Genomic DNA, 15,380 nt, shown 5'->3' on the forward strand with positions numbered 1-15,380 from the left:
GTTCTTGTAAAAAGTTTTGTAAAAAGAAAGAATAATCTCAACAAAATGAGTAACTTTGCACGTTACTAACATATAATTAACCGAATCTATAAATAATAAATCCAATAAAATGGAACAAGCAAATGTAATCCCTGCTAAGGGTAAGTTGGGAATTCTGATTGTCGGCAATGGTGCCGTTGCTACAACATTTATGACCGGCGTCTTGATGGTGCGCAAAGGACTTGCTAAACCTGTCGGGTCTATGACTCAATATGATAAAATTCGCGTAGGACGTGGAACCGACAAAAAGTATATGAAATATGGTGATATCGTTTCAATTGCCAGTCTGAACGATATCGTTTTCGGAACCTGGGACGTTTATCCGCAGAATGCTTATCAGGCAGCTATGTATGCTGAGGTGCTGAAGCCAAAGGATATAGAGCCTGTTCGCGATGAGTTGGAGAAAATCGTTCCCATGAAAGCTGCTTTCGATAAGAACTATGCAAAGCGTCTGGACGGAGATAATGTGAAAACTATTAGCAATGGTGGCGACACTAAGATGCCTACCCGTTGGGAAATGGTAGAAATGCTTCGCGAGGACATCAAGAACTTTAAACAGCAGAATGACTGTGCACGTGTAGTGGTTCTCTGGGCTGCATCAACCGAAATCTATGTGCCCGTGTTCGAACCGGTTCATCATCATCTTAGCGATCTTGAGGCGGCTATGAAAGCCGACGATCGTGAGCATGTGGCTCCCTCCATGTGCTATGCCTATGCTGCTCTGAAGGAAGGGGCTCCTTTTGTGATGGGTGCGCCTAATACTACCGTAGATATTCCCGCTATGTGGGAGTTGGCCGAGCAGACAAAAATGCCTATTGCGGGCAAAGACTTCAAGACAGGTCAGACACTCGTAAAAAGTGGTTTTGCTCCTATCATCGGTACACGTTGCTTAGGACTTGACGGATGGTTCTCAACAAATATTCTTGGCAATCGTGATGGCTTAGTGCTTGACGAGCCACAGAACTTCCGTACAAAGGAAGTTTCTAAACTTTCTACACTTGAGACCATTCTCAAGGCCGATGAACAGCCCGACCTTTATACCGACTATTATCATAAAGTGCGCATCAACTATTATCCTCCTCGTAATGATAACAAAGAGTCATGGGATAATATCGATATTTTTGGATGGATGGGCTATCCTATGCAGATAAAGATTAATTTCCTTTGCCGAGATTCTATCCTTGCAGCTCCTGTCTGTCTTGACCTTTGTCTGCTCATTGATTTGGCTGCTCGCGCTGGCCGTTATGGCACCCAGCGCTTCCTTTCGTTCTTCTTGAAGAGCCCAATGCACGACTATACCGTGGGTGAGGAAGCTGTAAACCATCTCTATCGCCAGCATACTTTGTTGAAAAACGCTATCCGTGAAATGGGTGGCTATGAAGCCGACGAAGAGATTGACTAAATGATTACCAAACGCTTCGCACTATTATCATGTAGCCTTTTTTTGTCACTGCTTTCTGTCTGGGCACAAATAAGGGGTGTTGTCGTTGATGCCGACGATGGCTATCCTGTTCCCTATGCAAGTGTATTATATAAAGGAAATGATATTGGTGCGAAGTGTGATGGCGAAGGCCGTTTCACAATCAGTCGTCATAATGGATGGCGACTGACATTTAGTGCGGTAGGCTATCAGTCTCAGATAGTCAATGTGTCCTCTTCTACTCCTGTGACATTGACTATCCGACTCAAGCAAGAGCAGCAGACGCTTCAGGAAGTTACGGTGAAATCCAAACGTTCATCGCGCTATCGCAGGAAAGACAATCCGGCAGTAGAACTGATGAGAAAGGTGATTGCTCATAAGAAGCAGAACGACCTGAAGCAGCACGATTTCTATCGATATACGAACTATCAGAAACTTGGTCTTGGCTTGAACGATGTGAATCCCCTTATGCTGGATAAGGGCATTTTCAAGAAGTATCCTTGGCTGGCCAGTCAGGTAGAGGTGAGCCAGTATAATGACAAACTGGTGTTGCCGCTTACTGTCGATGAAACGGTGACCGAGCATCTCTATCGTAAGAATCCTAAAAAGGAAAAGACCATAACGATAGGACAAAAGTCGTCGGGTGTGAACGACCTCTTTCAAACGGGTAATATCCTGACGACTGTGATGCGTGATGTGTTCAGCGATGTGAACATCTACGACGACTACATCCTGCTGTTGCGCCATAAGTTCAGTAGTCCCATTGGTAGGGATGCCATTCAATTCTACCGTTTTTATATTACTGATACAGTCTATGTAGGGCATGATCGTTGCATACATCTTGATTTCGTTCCCAATAACCAGCAGGATTTTGGCTTCCGTGGACAGATTTTTATTGTTGACGATTCTACTTATCAGGTGAAGCGCTGTGAACTGTCATTACCAAAATCTACTGATGTAAACTGGATTGAAGGTTTCCAGTGTATGCAGGAATTCACCAAGCAACCTGATGGAGAGTGGTTGCTCACTATCGACGATATGATTGTTGAATTGATGGTGACAGACTTTATTACCCGTGCCATCATTACCCGAACCACTCGTCGTAGTGACTTTGATTTCTCACCAATAGCCAAGAGTGATATGAAGGGTGGAGAAGAGGAGGTGGTTCCTGGCTCTACTCATCGTGATGAGGCTTTCTGGAACCGGCATAGAATGGTTGAATTTACCAAAAGTGAGCGGCAGATGGGAAGTTTCTTGAGTCATATTGAACAATTGAAGGGCTTTAGATATGTGATCTTCGTCCTGAAGGCACTATTTGAGAATTATCTGGAAACAGGTTCGCGTGAGCATCCAAGTAAGTTTGATGTAGGTCCTGTCAACACAATGGTGTCTCAAAATTTCTATGATGGGTTAAGGTTGCGTATGAGTGGACAGACCACAGCCAATCTGAATCCACACTGGTATGCAAAGGGATACTACGCTCATGGCATGCGTCATAATGAGAATTACTATAATGCGGAAATCACCTATTCACTGAGAAAATGCGAATATCTGCCGCAAGAATTTCCCATGCGCGCTATTTCTGTCTCGTCTGGGCGCGATGTTGCTCTGCCCAGTGATAAGTATGGGCCATCCGACAAGGATAATGTCTTTAAGTCGTTCAAAGTTCATGATATAGACAAAATGTTTATGTACAATACGCAGAAACTGAACTTTGACTATGAGACTGCAGGGCATTTGCGTGTGTCGTTGGGCTTGAAGACTGAGAAACTGAATCCTATCGGAAATATTGCTTTTATACCTCTTAGTAGTATGTCTTCGAAAATGAATTCTTCGCCTTCGACGACCACCCCTGCATCCCTTTCCGATATCCGCACAACTGAGGCTACTTTCGGGCTCCGCTTAGCTCCTAAAGAAAAGTTTTTCAATACGAAGCAGCGTCGTCGTACCCTGAACAAAGATGCTTGGTTTGTGAGTATTCAGCACACTATGGGCTTGAACCATTTCATTGGCGGACAATATAAATATAACTTCTCTGAGATGGAGTTCTATCGTCGTAATTGGTTGCCGATGAGCTGGGGACGCATAGATCTAAGAATGAAGGCTGGCGCTCAATGGAATCAGGTGCCTTATCCGTTGCTCATCATGCCACAGGCAAATTTGTCTTATATTCTCGATTATTCTGCCTTCAATATGATTAATAATATGGAGTTCCTGAACGACCGCTACGCTTCGTTGATGCTTACTTGGGAAATGGGCGGAAAACTATTCAACCGCATTCCGCTTTTACGGAAACTGAAGTGGCGTGAAGTGGCAGAGTTTAAAACCTTATGGGGACGATTGTCTGATAAGAATAATCCCTTCTTACAAAATAATGCAGGTAGTGGCGTGCTGATGTATTTCCCAGAGGGAAGTTCTGTTTTGGATGGAAAACAACCATATATGGAATATGCGGTTGGTGTTCAGAATATCTTTAATTTGATTCAGATAGAATATGTTCGTCGATTAAACTATCTGAATCTGCCTACGGCCCAAAAGCATGGCATACGTATTGTGATTAATCCTACATTCTGATTTTCTGTTTTTTTCGGCAAGGTAGGAGAAATGCCATAAATGTAATTATATACGCTTTTCAGCTGCATATTTATTATGTTAAAGCGCGCGAGAATCGCACGGAAATCACCAACTCCTACTTTGGACTTCTCTGTGCGAAATATGAGCAAGTTGCGAGTGAGTTGTGTGTAATTCGCAACTTATTAAATATCAGTTAATTACAGAGTATACACTCAAAAAGTCATCCTTTTCTCCTTTACCTCCCCTGAATATAGCCTGCAATAGAACGGTAATTATACAGCAACTGAATAAAAACTATACTGCAATTGCCATTCAGTTATGTAGCAATTGCCATTCAGTTATGGTATAATTGCCATTAGGTTTCGGTATAATTGCCAGTAAGTTTCGGTATAATTGCCAGTAAGTTTCGGTAAAAGGGGCATTTTATTGAAACATGGGTCGTTTTTGGATAGGTTCGCCGTTCTAGTTTGCGATTTTTGTTTGTCTTAATTTTCGAAAATTGTTTCGTATAAATATGTATTTATATACGATCGAACATCATCCAATTATTGCCGCCATTTGTCTGTTAAGCCATGATAATCTGTTAAGCCATGATAAGTAGATAATAAAAAAAGCTGGGAGTATCTCACGACAGTCCCAGTTTTTCATTTTCTAACTAACTTATTATCAACTATTCATTACTCATTTTTTCTGCGTTTGCGTTGCAAAGATACACAATAATTGATGAATATCAAAAGAATAATTGTAAAAAAAGCACGTAAACGTTTGCGGAATCGCTTAAAATTGTGTAATTTTGTGGCATAAATCATAAAAGACTACCATTATGCCTAAGCATCGAGTATCATTGAAAGACCTGGCTCAAGAGTTAGGAGTGAGTATAGCTACCGTTAGTCGTGCCTTGCATAATAGTCCTGAGATAGGGCAGGAGATGCAGAGAAAGGTGAAGGAATTGGCGCAGAAAATGAATTACAAGCCGAATCCGTTTGCTTTAAGTTTGCGAAGTGAGGCTCCAAAAGTGATTGGAGTCGTAGTGCCCAATTTGGTAACTCATTTCTTTGCTGCGGTACTTGACGGTATAGAATCAGAAGCACGAAAAGAAGGGTATAATGTGATTAGTGCTAATAGTCATGAAAGGCAGGATGATGAAACACGAGCCATTGACAACTTTAATAGTATGCATGTGGAGGGAATCATTGCTTGCTTAGCGCAGGAAACGACCGACTATAGTCATTTTGAAGAAATATCCAGAATGGGTATTCCATTGGTGTTTTTTGTACGAACAATGCCCAATGCGCGATTCTCATGCGTTACAGCCAATGGAGCTGAGGCTGCCCAGCAAGCCACTCAGCACCTTATTGATACAGGTTCACGACGTATAGCATTTATTGGGGGGCCTAATCATCTTGATATAGTTCAGCGTAGAAAACATGGCTATTTGGAAGCCTTACGCGAGAATCGTATTCCTATTGAGCGTGAGCTGGTTTCATGCCATCGTATAGATTATGATGTGGCGCTGCAGGAGACTATCCGTCTTTTGAGTATGCCCAATCGCCCGGATGCCATTCTGGCTTTTAATGATATAGTGACATTTGCAGCTTTTACGGCTATCAAGCAGAAAGGTCTGCGTATTCCTGAAGATGTTGCGCTGATAGGTTTTACTGACGATAATCATGCTCGATATGTTACGCCTCGTCTCTCTACCATCGAAGACCAGTCGCAACTTATTGGTCAGAAAGCGTGTCAATTGCTTTTGCGTCAGATTAAAGGTGATACGAAAATATACCAGGAGGTTGTTCCATTGAAAATTGTGATTAGGGAAACATCAGCGAAGCATCAGTAACGTTTTACTGATGCTTCGCTGATGTTTGTATGTTCTATTCTTTATCTACGTCCTCCACCGGAACGATTACCTCCTCCTCCTGAACGACTTCCTCCAGCTGAACGGTTGCCACCACTTGGGCGAGTGCTAACTGCTGAGCGGTTGCCACCACTTGGACGGCTGCTAACTGCTGAGCGGTTGCCACTAGCTGAGTGAGTGCTAACAGCAGAACGGTTTGCAGAAGTACTCATCGATGAGCGGTTTGCAGTGGTGCGGGTCGATGAAACAGTTGAAGCCGTACGGTTTCCTACGTTGTTGTTATGTCCGCTTGCAGGTGAAGATATGCGGTTTGGAGTACCGTTGTCGTGCCGGTCTCTATTGTGAGTACCGTTATTGTGTCTGTCGCTGTTATGGTTACCTCTATCATATCCGTCATTACGATTCCTGCCATTATGGCTGTCGTTGTTGTGATGACGATAATCGCCTCGGTCCCAGCTGTTGCGCATACCACTATAGCGATGACGATCCACATGGGGACGATAGTAGTTGTGTCGATGTTCGTAGTAGCTGCGACCACCGTTCATTCTCCAGCTATGTCCGCCCCGATAGGTGACATAGAAGCGGGGACGACCGAAATAGTAGTAATCACGATACGGGTAGCGGGCATAGATGCCAAAATGCCAGTAGCCGGCACTCCAATAGAGTGGGCGATAGAAATAAGTGGCTGCACAGAAAGCATCCCACTGCCAGCTATATAGGATGAAACGGATATCGGCATTACGGCGATCCCAATAGGGGCCGAATACATCGGTATGACTGGTGACACCCATCAGATAGTCAAGATTTATCTCATAGGCTGCCTCATACTGCGCATCGTTCAGGTTCAGTTCATAAGCCATTTTGTCTGTTAAAAACAGCGCTTCATTACGAGCCTGTTCGTAACTCATGGCATTTGCCTGTGCTGCTATTGCCAGCATGGCTATCAGTGAAAGTATCATCTTTTTCATAATCGTATGGATTTTATGTTCAACCATCGTTTAACTATCTCTTCTGGTGCAAAGATAGATGAAAAAGATAAAGAGAAAAAGGGATTTTCCCTAAACTGATGGAGGAAAATCCCTAATTGAGAATCTGTTGGATTATTCTTGCCCCCCCCCAGTTTGGGTCGTCAAGAACACTATATACAGAATTGTTACTCTTATATTCGGGTACGATCTCTTTCATTGCTTTTACTGTCTTCATGTTGTCATACAGCATACATGTGTTCAACAACGTGTCGATAGCTTTACAAACTTCTTCGTAGTTGTACTCGCGTACAGAAGCAATACGAATCTTTTCATGGAACGACGGTTTGGTTGACTCTTTTTCGTTGAGCACCTCCTCGTATAGCTTCTCACCTGGACGCAAACCGGTATATTTAATCTCAATATCCTTGCGTCCGCTAAGCTGAATCATTCGACTTGCCAAATCAGAAATCTTCACAGGTTCGCCCATGTCGAATACGAATATCTCTCCACCATTACCCTTGGTTCCTGCTTCGAGTACCAGCTTGCAGGCTTCAGGAATCAGCATGAAATAGCGGATAATGTTTGGATCGGTCACGGTGATAGGACCTCCGTTTTTAATTTGCTCCCTGAACAATGGGATGACAGATCCATTAGAGCCCAATACATTACCAAATCTCGTAGTAACGAACTGACAGTGAGAATCCTTCGTGGCAGGATCTTGAGTCAGATATTTATTGAGCGATTGAACATATATTTCGCAAATACGCTTTGAGCATCCCATTACATTGGTCGGGTTAACAGCTTTGTCGGTAGAAATCATGACAAATTTCTTAACCCCATATTTTACAGACAAATCGGCGATGACTTTAGTGCCCAGAATGTTGTTTGTGACACTTTCTGAAGGATTGTCTTCCATCATGGGAACATGCTTATAGGCGGCAGCATGGAATACATATTGGGGGCGATGCTTTTTAAACAGATATTCCATGTGCTCTTTCTCACAGATGCTGCATACAATTATTTCTGCCTTGATGTTGGGCCATTTTTTCTCCATCATCAGGCAAATGTCATGTTGAGGTGTCTCTGCCTGGTCAATGAGTACCAGCTTGGATGGTTCATAGCTTGCAACCTGATTTACAATCTCACTACCAATACTGCCAGCAGAACCTGTGACCATGATGCAATTGCCTTTCAGCTGCTTGCCAACCGACTCCAGGTCAACTTGAATTTCATCACGCGGCAGAAGGTCCTCAATACTAATCTCCTTTACCTGTGGAGATTGCATAAATTCACTCCATTCTTTCTCTTCCTGCGTCATGTAAATTTTGATGCCGGCAGCGATAAGTTGGTTCTGGAAAGTTTTATTGCTTCGGAATGCGCGCATGCGGAATGGAGAAATAATGATAGCCTGGATGTCGTTATCTTTCATCGTTTGCACAAGCGAATCATCAAGGTAGTAAACCTTAAATCCCATTAGCACACAGTCCTTATTGTCATATTCGTCTGAAATAAAGCCTTTAAGCTTAAAGCGTGTGGGCTTTTCGCTTCTGATATGTTTGGCAATACCGATACCTCCGTCTCTTACACCATAGATATAAGTGTTGACAGACAGTGAGTTGGCAAAATAGAGTTCGTAAACAGTTTTTACAAACATACGAATGCCCCACATCAAGATGGTGGCAATAGAAACGCCCGATATGATTTCACGTCCGCGAAGATGTGATAATATATTATAGCCTGCAAAGGTATAGTGGATGGCGTAGGCTATTACGGTTCCGAACAGCATAGCATAGCCTACACGTTGTAAATCGACAAATGAAGAATAACGGAAAATTCCTGAGTAAGTGCGTAATAGACGGAATCCGATGATAAAGAATACTATATATATTGCAGCATTCAGATTCAATCCTGTAAAATCATGGACAAGAGCCTCACCTCCTCTGAAAAGTAAGAATGAAAATATTAGCGAAAAATAAAGTGTAAATACATCTAATAACAGAATACACCAATAAGGTAAAGCTTTTTTGGTGAAATACCAATTTGCAAGTCTAGCTGATATCTTCATACGACTATGATTAATTTTCTTTTATTTTGTGATATTTCTCTGATGTTGTAAATTATAGTAATATACTATTAACACCATTCTCCGTTCTAGAATCGTGGCAAAGATACAAAAAAAAACAATTGGTTAAAAATTTTTACTGAATAATCTGTGAAAAACTATGAAAAATATTGATTTGAATAGAACAATCATTAGATTTTTTTCCCAAAAATTAGACTTGTGAAAGTCTTCCACAGTATAGTAAGGTCAAATTTCCATGAACTGTTTTCCATATAGTAAAGATCGAGTTCCAGGCGTCTTAACATTTTTTCCATGGTGTCGGTATAGCCATTATAGAGTGTAGCATAAGAGGTTACACCCGGGCGGATAGCATATAGAAGCTCGTAGCGCGGATCAATCTCCATGATTTTATCGATGAAGTATTTCCTTTCAGGACGTGGGCCTACAAACGACATGTCACCTTTCAGTACATTCCATAGCTGGGGCAGTTCGTCTAGGTGGTGCGAACGGAGAAATTTACCGAATTTTGTAAGTCGCTGGTCGTCCACTTCTGCCAACTGCGGAATGCCGTTGCTTTCGTTGTTTACTATCATGGTGCGGAACTTGTAAATAACAAAAGGCTTTCCTCCCTTACCAATACGTTCTTGGGCGAAAATGGCTGGTCCTTTATAGCTGAGCTTTTGTACTATATATATAAAAAGGTATAATGGTGAGAAAATGACGATTCCCACAAGTGCTCCCAGAATGTCGAATATGCGTTTAATGAGATTGTTCATTTTATTCACGTTCCAAATAGACTTTCTGTCCGTTTTTCTCAATGGCTTTGTTGATGAAATAGTTTATGCATAGCCATAGTACAATATCAATACCTACAATAACTGTAGAAGGTACTATAAATTTTAACGCAATGTTTATTAAAATAAAGAATAGGGCCATTGACAGAATGCACGCTAATGCTTGATGTTGTGTTAGGCCTATTCTCATCAACTTATGGTGGACATGATTTTTGTCGGCATTGAAGATGGGTTTCTTGTGCATAAGGCGGACTAAGATGACTCGAACCACATCAAATACTGGTACAATCAGGAATGTATAGGATAGTAAAAGACTGTCGGGAGTCCAGTTCATCACTTTTGGATTGTACATGGCGTATTTCACGGCAAGGAATCCGAGAATGAATCCTAAGGTGAGGCTGCCTGAATCGCCCATGAATATTTTTCGGTTTTTCTTCGGATCGCCGAATAGGTTGAAATAGAGGAATGATATGATTACGCCTAATAATCCTGCTATAAGAACTGAATATTTCATCATTTCCTCGTTGAGGAAACAGATCATGAATCCAAACAGGGCTATAAAGGAAAGACCGGCAGCCAGTCCGTCGATGCCGTCAATAAGGTTGATGGCATTGTTGATGAATACGATGATGAATACCGTCAATGGTATTCCGATGTAGCTTGGTATTTCGTGAAGGCCAAGGAAACCGTAGAAGTTGTTCAGGTAGAGACCGGATAGCGGCAGTAAACAGGCGGCTAAAATCTGAACAACAAACTTTGTCTTTGCGTCTAGTCCTAATATGTCGTCAACTAAGCCTACAGAATAGATGAGCAGTAAACTGATGAAGAAATAGAGCGACCAAAGACTGAGCGTAATCTCATTGATACCATTAAAACTGTTGTGCGTAAACGTAGTAGCCAGAAAGGCCAGTAACATACTTGGCAGAAAACTGATTCCTCCGAGTCGTGGAATGCCTGTTTTGTGGATTTTTCGCTCGTCAGGAATATCGTAGAGGCCTTTCTCTTTACAGAAATTCAGTATAAGCGGAATAGATATTAAACCGCATATCGCACTGAATAAGAAAGCTATAAATAATATGCTATATTGTATCATGCAATGACTTCTTTGTCTTTCTAATAATTATAACAGATATATTACATTATTATTGCATGCATACTATAAATAATTTAGCAAGGGCGATTAAAACTCATTATAAATTGCCATGTGCATTTTTACTACTTGTTCGAGCGAGAATTCTTTTTCGGCTTTGAGTCTTCCTTCCTTTCCCATCTTCTCACGCAGTTGGGCGTCTTCTATGAGAATTCTTAGCGTTTGGGCTAAACGCTCGGAGTTTTTAGGCGGAACGAGGAAACCGTTCTTGCCGTTCTCTACTGTATCCTTACAGCCAATGGAGTTGGTGGTGATGATGGGACGGCCCACGGCGCAGGCTTCAATCAGCGACTTGGGGACACCTTCACGATAATAGCTTGGGAAGGCTACGATATGGCATTGCTGAAGCAGTTGGTTGACATCCTTTCGGAAACCTAGCCATTGGATATATTTACCATCGCAGAGCTGATGAATTTCGGATTCCTTCATGGCTTGGGGATTGTTGTGCAGACCTCCGCATAGCAGGAATTCAACCTTTCCTTCATAGTCGTTGCGAAGAGCGTTGGCGGCTTCAATCAGTACAAGAACGCCTTTCTCTTTCACCATACGGCCAGTGAACAGCACTTTTATAACGTCGCTCTCAGGCTCGGGGGTGTAGCAGAACTGACTTAAGTCTACACCAGATCCTTTGATGAATAGTGACTGCTCTTTCTCAATGACGTGATTGGAGAGAAACAGGTGCTCGTCTTCGTGGTTCTGGAATATGATCCTTACGGTGTCCTTGTTGTTGGCAAAGCGTAGTAGACACAGGATTTTCTTTGCTATGAACGACAATTTCTTTTCGGAAAACAGCACGCCCAGTCCGCTTACGGCGTTGACAACGCCCCTGACATGGGCGAATTTTGCGGCCAGACTACCCCAAAGCATGGGTTTCAGTCCTACGTGGTGGACGATGGCGTCGCGGTTCTTTCTATAGAGTGATAAGAGAAATCGGAAGGTCTTCAACTCTTGCCATAGGTTGGTGCCAGTAGGGTTGATGGGCAGTTCCACCATTTTCAGCCCCAACTGTTCGACGTCAGTCCGCTGGCCCGTGTCTTTACAGACAATGGTAACGTCCCATCCCTCGCGTTGAGCAGATAGGGCAATGTCCTTACGGTGAGACAGGAAGAATCTGTCTTCGTTGACGACCATAATGAGTTTTGGCATATTATCTGTTTGTCTTTTTTACTATATATAACGCACTTTCAGCGATTCTATTGTCTTAAACTTTTTTTTTTATCATCGTCGACTAAAATCGTTAAAGTACAGGTCGTACAGAAGTCTTGTAATGCCAATACAAAACTTCCGTATTGCTATTTGAAGCGGAAAAGGATGATATCGCCAGCTTCGATGGTATAATGGCCGGTAGTAACTTTTTCATACTTTAAATCGAGTTTTGATACGTGGCGCAAATGCTTGTTGCCCCTGATGTGAAGCGTTACGGGGTTGCGGAAGTCCTTGTTGACAAGGGCCAAATAGGACGCTTTGTCTTTCTCGATGACAGAGGCGATGGCTCTTTTGCCATCTTCAATAGTCAGCGACTCGATATTGTCGGGCAGGTTGTCGGGCGTGAGTTGTTTTATCAGTACGTTTGAGGGCGCACCATTAATATGGTACACCTTTTTGACAGTGCCCTCGGCAAATAGCGGACTGATGCGTGCCATCTCTTCGTTCACGCGGTTAATAGCATCGTACAGTCCTGCCCGTCGCTGCCCAAAGGAATCGACAGGGGCCACGTACGACCCCTCGCCGGGCAGCCACCGGTGCCAGTAGGTGTAGTAGGCTATCGACTTTGCTCCGTAGACCAAGTTGGCATATACCTGCAAGCGGAGGGTGCCCAAGGTGGGCAGGGTGTAGCTGAGATGCTGGGCCGACAGTACATAGCCGCAAAACGGAATACCGTGTTTCTGGCTTTGGCTGCTAACGATTTCCAGGTTGTCAAACCATTGGCGGCGGAGTACCTCGTCGCCTTTCGACCAAATGATGGAATAGTTGTCGAAGGCAATGTTGGTCAGCTTCAGTCTTGTGATGCACGAGTCTATATAGTCGGCATATCGTTGATTGTTGTATGTGCCGTCGCTGTTCACGGTCTCAGGCCCGTAAATAGGGTTCAGACAAATGCGGAAATCGGCCAGTGGGTCTATGCTGCGTATGGCCTTTGCCCTTGGCAATAGGTCGTCGAGGGTGGCATGCCCACGGTATCTGTCGTTCTTTTTCAGGAACGGTTCGTCGCCGATGTAATATCCATACACAGTATTTTTATTCTTTTGGGCACTGTCGGCCAATGTCTTGTAGTCGTTGAGGCTGCCGCCGCCTACAACCAGTCGGATGCCCTTTTCTCTGGCTTCCTTCAGCATTCTCAGTGACTCGGCAGGACTGCCGGTACAGATGCTGACGTCGAAACCGGCGTAGAGCATGTCGCGGTAGGATGTCGCCAGGTCTTTGAAACTGCCAGGCACGCCACCATGTCCTATTACTGTAATCATGCTTCTGTGTCCTATGGTGTACACCGTCTCCTGGTCGGTTGCCAGTGTGCCGCTGTAGGTATATTCCTCGTTCACAGGCTCTTTGCCCACGGCTTCGTTGTAGGTGTGTACAAAGCCGTTGCACCTTAGGTAGTAAGTTACCTCCTTTTTGTTTTCGTTTTTCAAGCGAAGATTTATCTTTCTGCCTTCCAGATACACCTGCACACTGAGCGGTTCGCCCGATGTCATGATGTAATGCACGTTGTCGAGCCGCGTCTCACACCAGTTTACCCCTTTCACAGTGAACTCGTCTAGCAGCAACTGCTGCTCGGCCGGTTCTGCCGAATAGCCCTTCACGCATACCAGCAGCAGAAAGATGAGAACCAGTATTTTCATTGTTCTATGTTGTTTCTATTCGATTATCCAGTCGTTCATGGTCTTGGTTTCGATAGAGAAACCAATGCCGATTTTGACTATTTTGCGACCGTCGGTTGCGTAAGGGAGTGCATAGTTCTTTTCGTTTATCTGCTGGAGTGCTTCAGCGGCTGTTCCATTCACTTTCAGTTCCAACACATAAATGGCATCCTGCATCCATACTACTATGTCGGCACGCCCCCCAGCACATTTCACTTGTGTGCGGGCGTATACGTTCAACATGGAGAAAATCAGATAGAACGTGTATTCGTAGAATTCTTCAGCATTCGAGACATCTTCCAACTTCTTTTTGAATCTCTCTACATATGGAATGCTGGCAAGATAGGCCTGCATGTCGCGTAGCGCCTGTTCGATATCACCTTTTTTCAGCGCACGCCAGAATTTCAGGGCGAAGCCTGTCTGTACTTCGCTTGAGTCTAAGCCTATATATGTAGGGAGAAGTCCGTCTGTGTAACCGATACGAACCTCCTGGTTAGGTAAGGCTAACTGGTAAAGGTCGCTTTCACGGTCGTAACTTTTTATCGTGAGATACCCACTTTGGTAGAGTAGGGGCAATGCGGAAGTCATCGCTTCGGTGGGTTTGTCGAAAGCCGTAGAAGGGACTTCTATATTGTCCATAGAGGTGATGTCTGTGCGAAAATGCTGCATCTGGCGAATAAGGAAAGTTGGTGTGGCGCTGTCAAACCAGTAGCTTCCCGTCTCACCGTATACGAAGGCCTTTATTAAGCTATATGGGTTGTATGTATCCTCCGATTTCTTTGAGAAATGGTAACCGTCATATTGCAGTTTTAGTTTTGCATGCATCTCGTCATACGACAACTCGTTCTTTTCAGCAAGCAACTCGATATCTTCATGAAGGACTGTAGTAAGTTCCTGCTCAGTGATGCCACAGATAGCAGAGAAAGTCGGATCCATCGTGACGTTCATCAGGTTGTTGATGGTCGAGAAGATACTCAGTTGTGAGAATTTTGTGATGCCGGTGATAAAACAGAACTTTATTTTCGGGTCCAGCATCTTCAGTCGCTGGTAGAATTCTTGCATCACCTCGCGCATTTCAAAAAGCCGTTGGTCGTCGTGCAGTACGTCAAGCAAGGGCGCGTCGTACTCGTCAATGATGACAGCTACCTGCCTGCCGGTTTGTTCGTAGGCACGGTTGACAAGACCGGCCATACGCATGCCGGGAGTTGTTTCGTCGGGTTCGCTACCATAAATTGTTTCGTATGGTTTAATAATCCTTCCTAGTTCAGCCCTCACATCCTGTGGAGCCATGTGTTTGGCACCGCTGAGGTCAAAATGAAGCACTGGATATTGTGTCCATTCCTTCTCCAGTTCCATAATCTTAAGTCCCTCGAATAGTTCACGCTCTCCAGCAAAATAGGAATGTAGGGTGCTGGACAACAGCGATTTTCCGAACCTTCGCGGACGGCTCAGGAATATGTATTTGGCATAGTCGGTCAATTGCCACACCAAATCTGTTTTGTCCACGTAGACATAATTTCCTCGGATAATCTCCGAGAATGTCTGTATTCCCACTGGGTATCTGCGCCTTTTGCTTGTCATGTCCTTACCTCGTTTTGAACAAATTCTTTTGCAAAGATATGTTTTTTCGTTGAACTATCCAAATTCGGGTGGCTTT

At 43.7% G+C, this 15,380-nt stretch carries 10 protein-coding genes; 3 read left to right on the forward strand and 7 right to left on the reverse strand.

Translation table 11 applies throughout. From position 1 onward, the window contains the following. The first annotated feature begins 109 nt into the window (after positions 1 to 109). The 3 genes from L6475_RS04615 (at position 110) to L6475_RS04625 (ending at position 5,873) form a co-directional block, all read left to right on the forward strand. The gene (locus L6475_RS04615; protein ID WP_237822955.1) at positions 110 to 1,441 is read left to right on the forward strand and encodes an inositol-3-phosphate synthase; all 1,332 of its coding nucleotides are present in this window, start codon (positions 110 to 112) and stop codon (positions 1,439 to 1,441) included. Continuing rightward, on the forward strand, positions 1,442 to 4,033 hold the full coding sequence (locus L6475_RS04620) for a DUF5686 and carboxypeptidase-like regulatory domain-containing protein (RefSeq protein ID WP_237822958.1): 2,592 nt from the start codon (positions 1,442 to 1,444) through the stop codon (positions 4,031 to 4,033). A gap of 823 nt (positions 4,034 to 4,856) precedes the next feature. Next, positions 4,857 to 5,873: a LacI family DNA-binding transcriptional regulator gene (locus L6475_RS04625; protein WP_237822960.1), complete on the forward strand. Its 1,017-nt coding sequence runs from the start codon at positions 4,857 to 4,859 to the stop codon at positions 5,871 to 5,873. Between the two features lie 41 nt (positions 5,874 to 5,914). Here L6475_RS04625 and L6475_RS04630 read toward each other — a convergent pair whose 3' ends face one another. The 7 genes from L6475_RS04630 to L6475_RS04660 all read right to left on the reverse strand — a co-directional run bounded on the left by L6475_RS04630 (position 5,915) and on the right by L6475_RS04660 (position 15,304). Then, complete coding sequence (locus L6475_RS04630) at positions 5,915 to 6,859, reverse strand: hypothetical protein (RefSeq protein ID WP_237822962.1); 945 nt, start codon at positions 6,857 to 6,859, stop codon at positions 5,915 to 5,917. A 112-nt stretch (positions 6,860 to 6,971) separates the two neighbouring features. After that, positions 6,972 to 8,924, reverse strand: coding sequence for a nucleoside-diphosphate sugar epimerase/dehydratase (locus tag L6475_RS04635; protein WP_237822964.1), 1,953 nt, complete (start codon positions 8,922 to 8,924; stop codon positions 6,972 to 6,974). Positions 8,925 to 9,112: 188 nt separating this feature from the next. Next, positions 9,113 to 9,697, reverse strand: coding sequence for a sugar transferase (locus tag L6475_RS04640; protein WP_237822966.1), 585 nt, complete (start codon positions 9,695 to 9,697; stop codon positions 9,113 to 9,115). 1 nt (position 9,698) lies between these two features. Beyond that, the gene (locus L6475_RS04645; RefSeq protein ID WP_370641656.1) at positions 9,699 to 10,808 is read right to left on the reverse strand and encodes a glycosyltransferase family 4 protein; all 1,110 of its coding nucleotides are present in this window, start codon (positions 10,806 to 10,808) and stop codon (positions 9,699 to 9,701) included. 87 nt (positions 10,809 to 10,895) lie between these two features. Then, the gene (locus L6475_RS04650) at positions 10,896 to 12,011 is read right to left on the reverse strand and encodes a glycosyltransferase family 4 protein (protein WP_237822970.1); all 1,116 of its coding nucleotides are present in this window, start codon (positions 12,009 to 12,011) and stop codon (positions 10,896 to 10,898) included. A 146-nt stretch (positions 12,012 to 12,157) separates the two neighbouring features. Next, entirely contained in the window at positions 12,158 to 13,705 is a 1,548-nt protein-coding gene (locus L6475_RS04655; protein ID WP_237822971.1) for a hypothetical protein, read from the reverse strand. A gap of 15 nt (positions 13,706 to 13,720) precedes the next feature. Then, complete coding sequence (locus L6475_RS04660) at positions 13,721 to 15,304, reverse strand: ATP-binding protein (RefSeq protein WP_237822973.1); 1,584 nt, start codon at positions 15,302 to 15,304, stop codon at positions 13,721 to 13,723. Positions 15,305 to 15,380 lie beyond the last annotated feature (76 nt).

The organism is Prevotella sp. E9-3 (genome assembly GCF_022024015.1).
In the GTDB taxonomy this organism is placed as follows: Bacteria; Bacteroidota; Bacteroidia; order Bacteroidales; family Bacteroidaceae; genus Prevotella.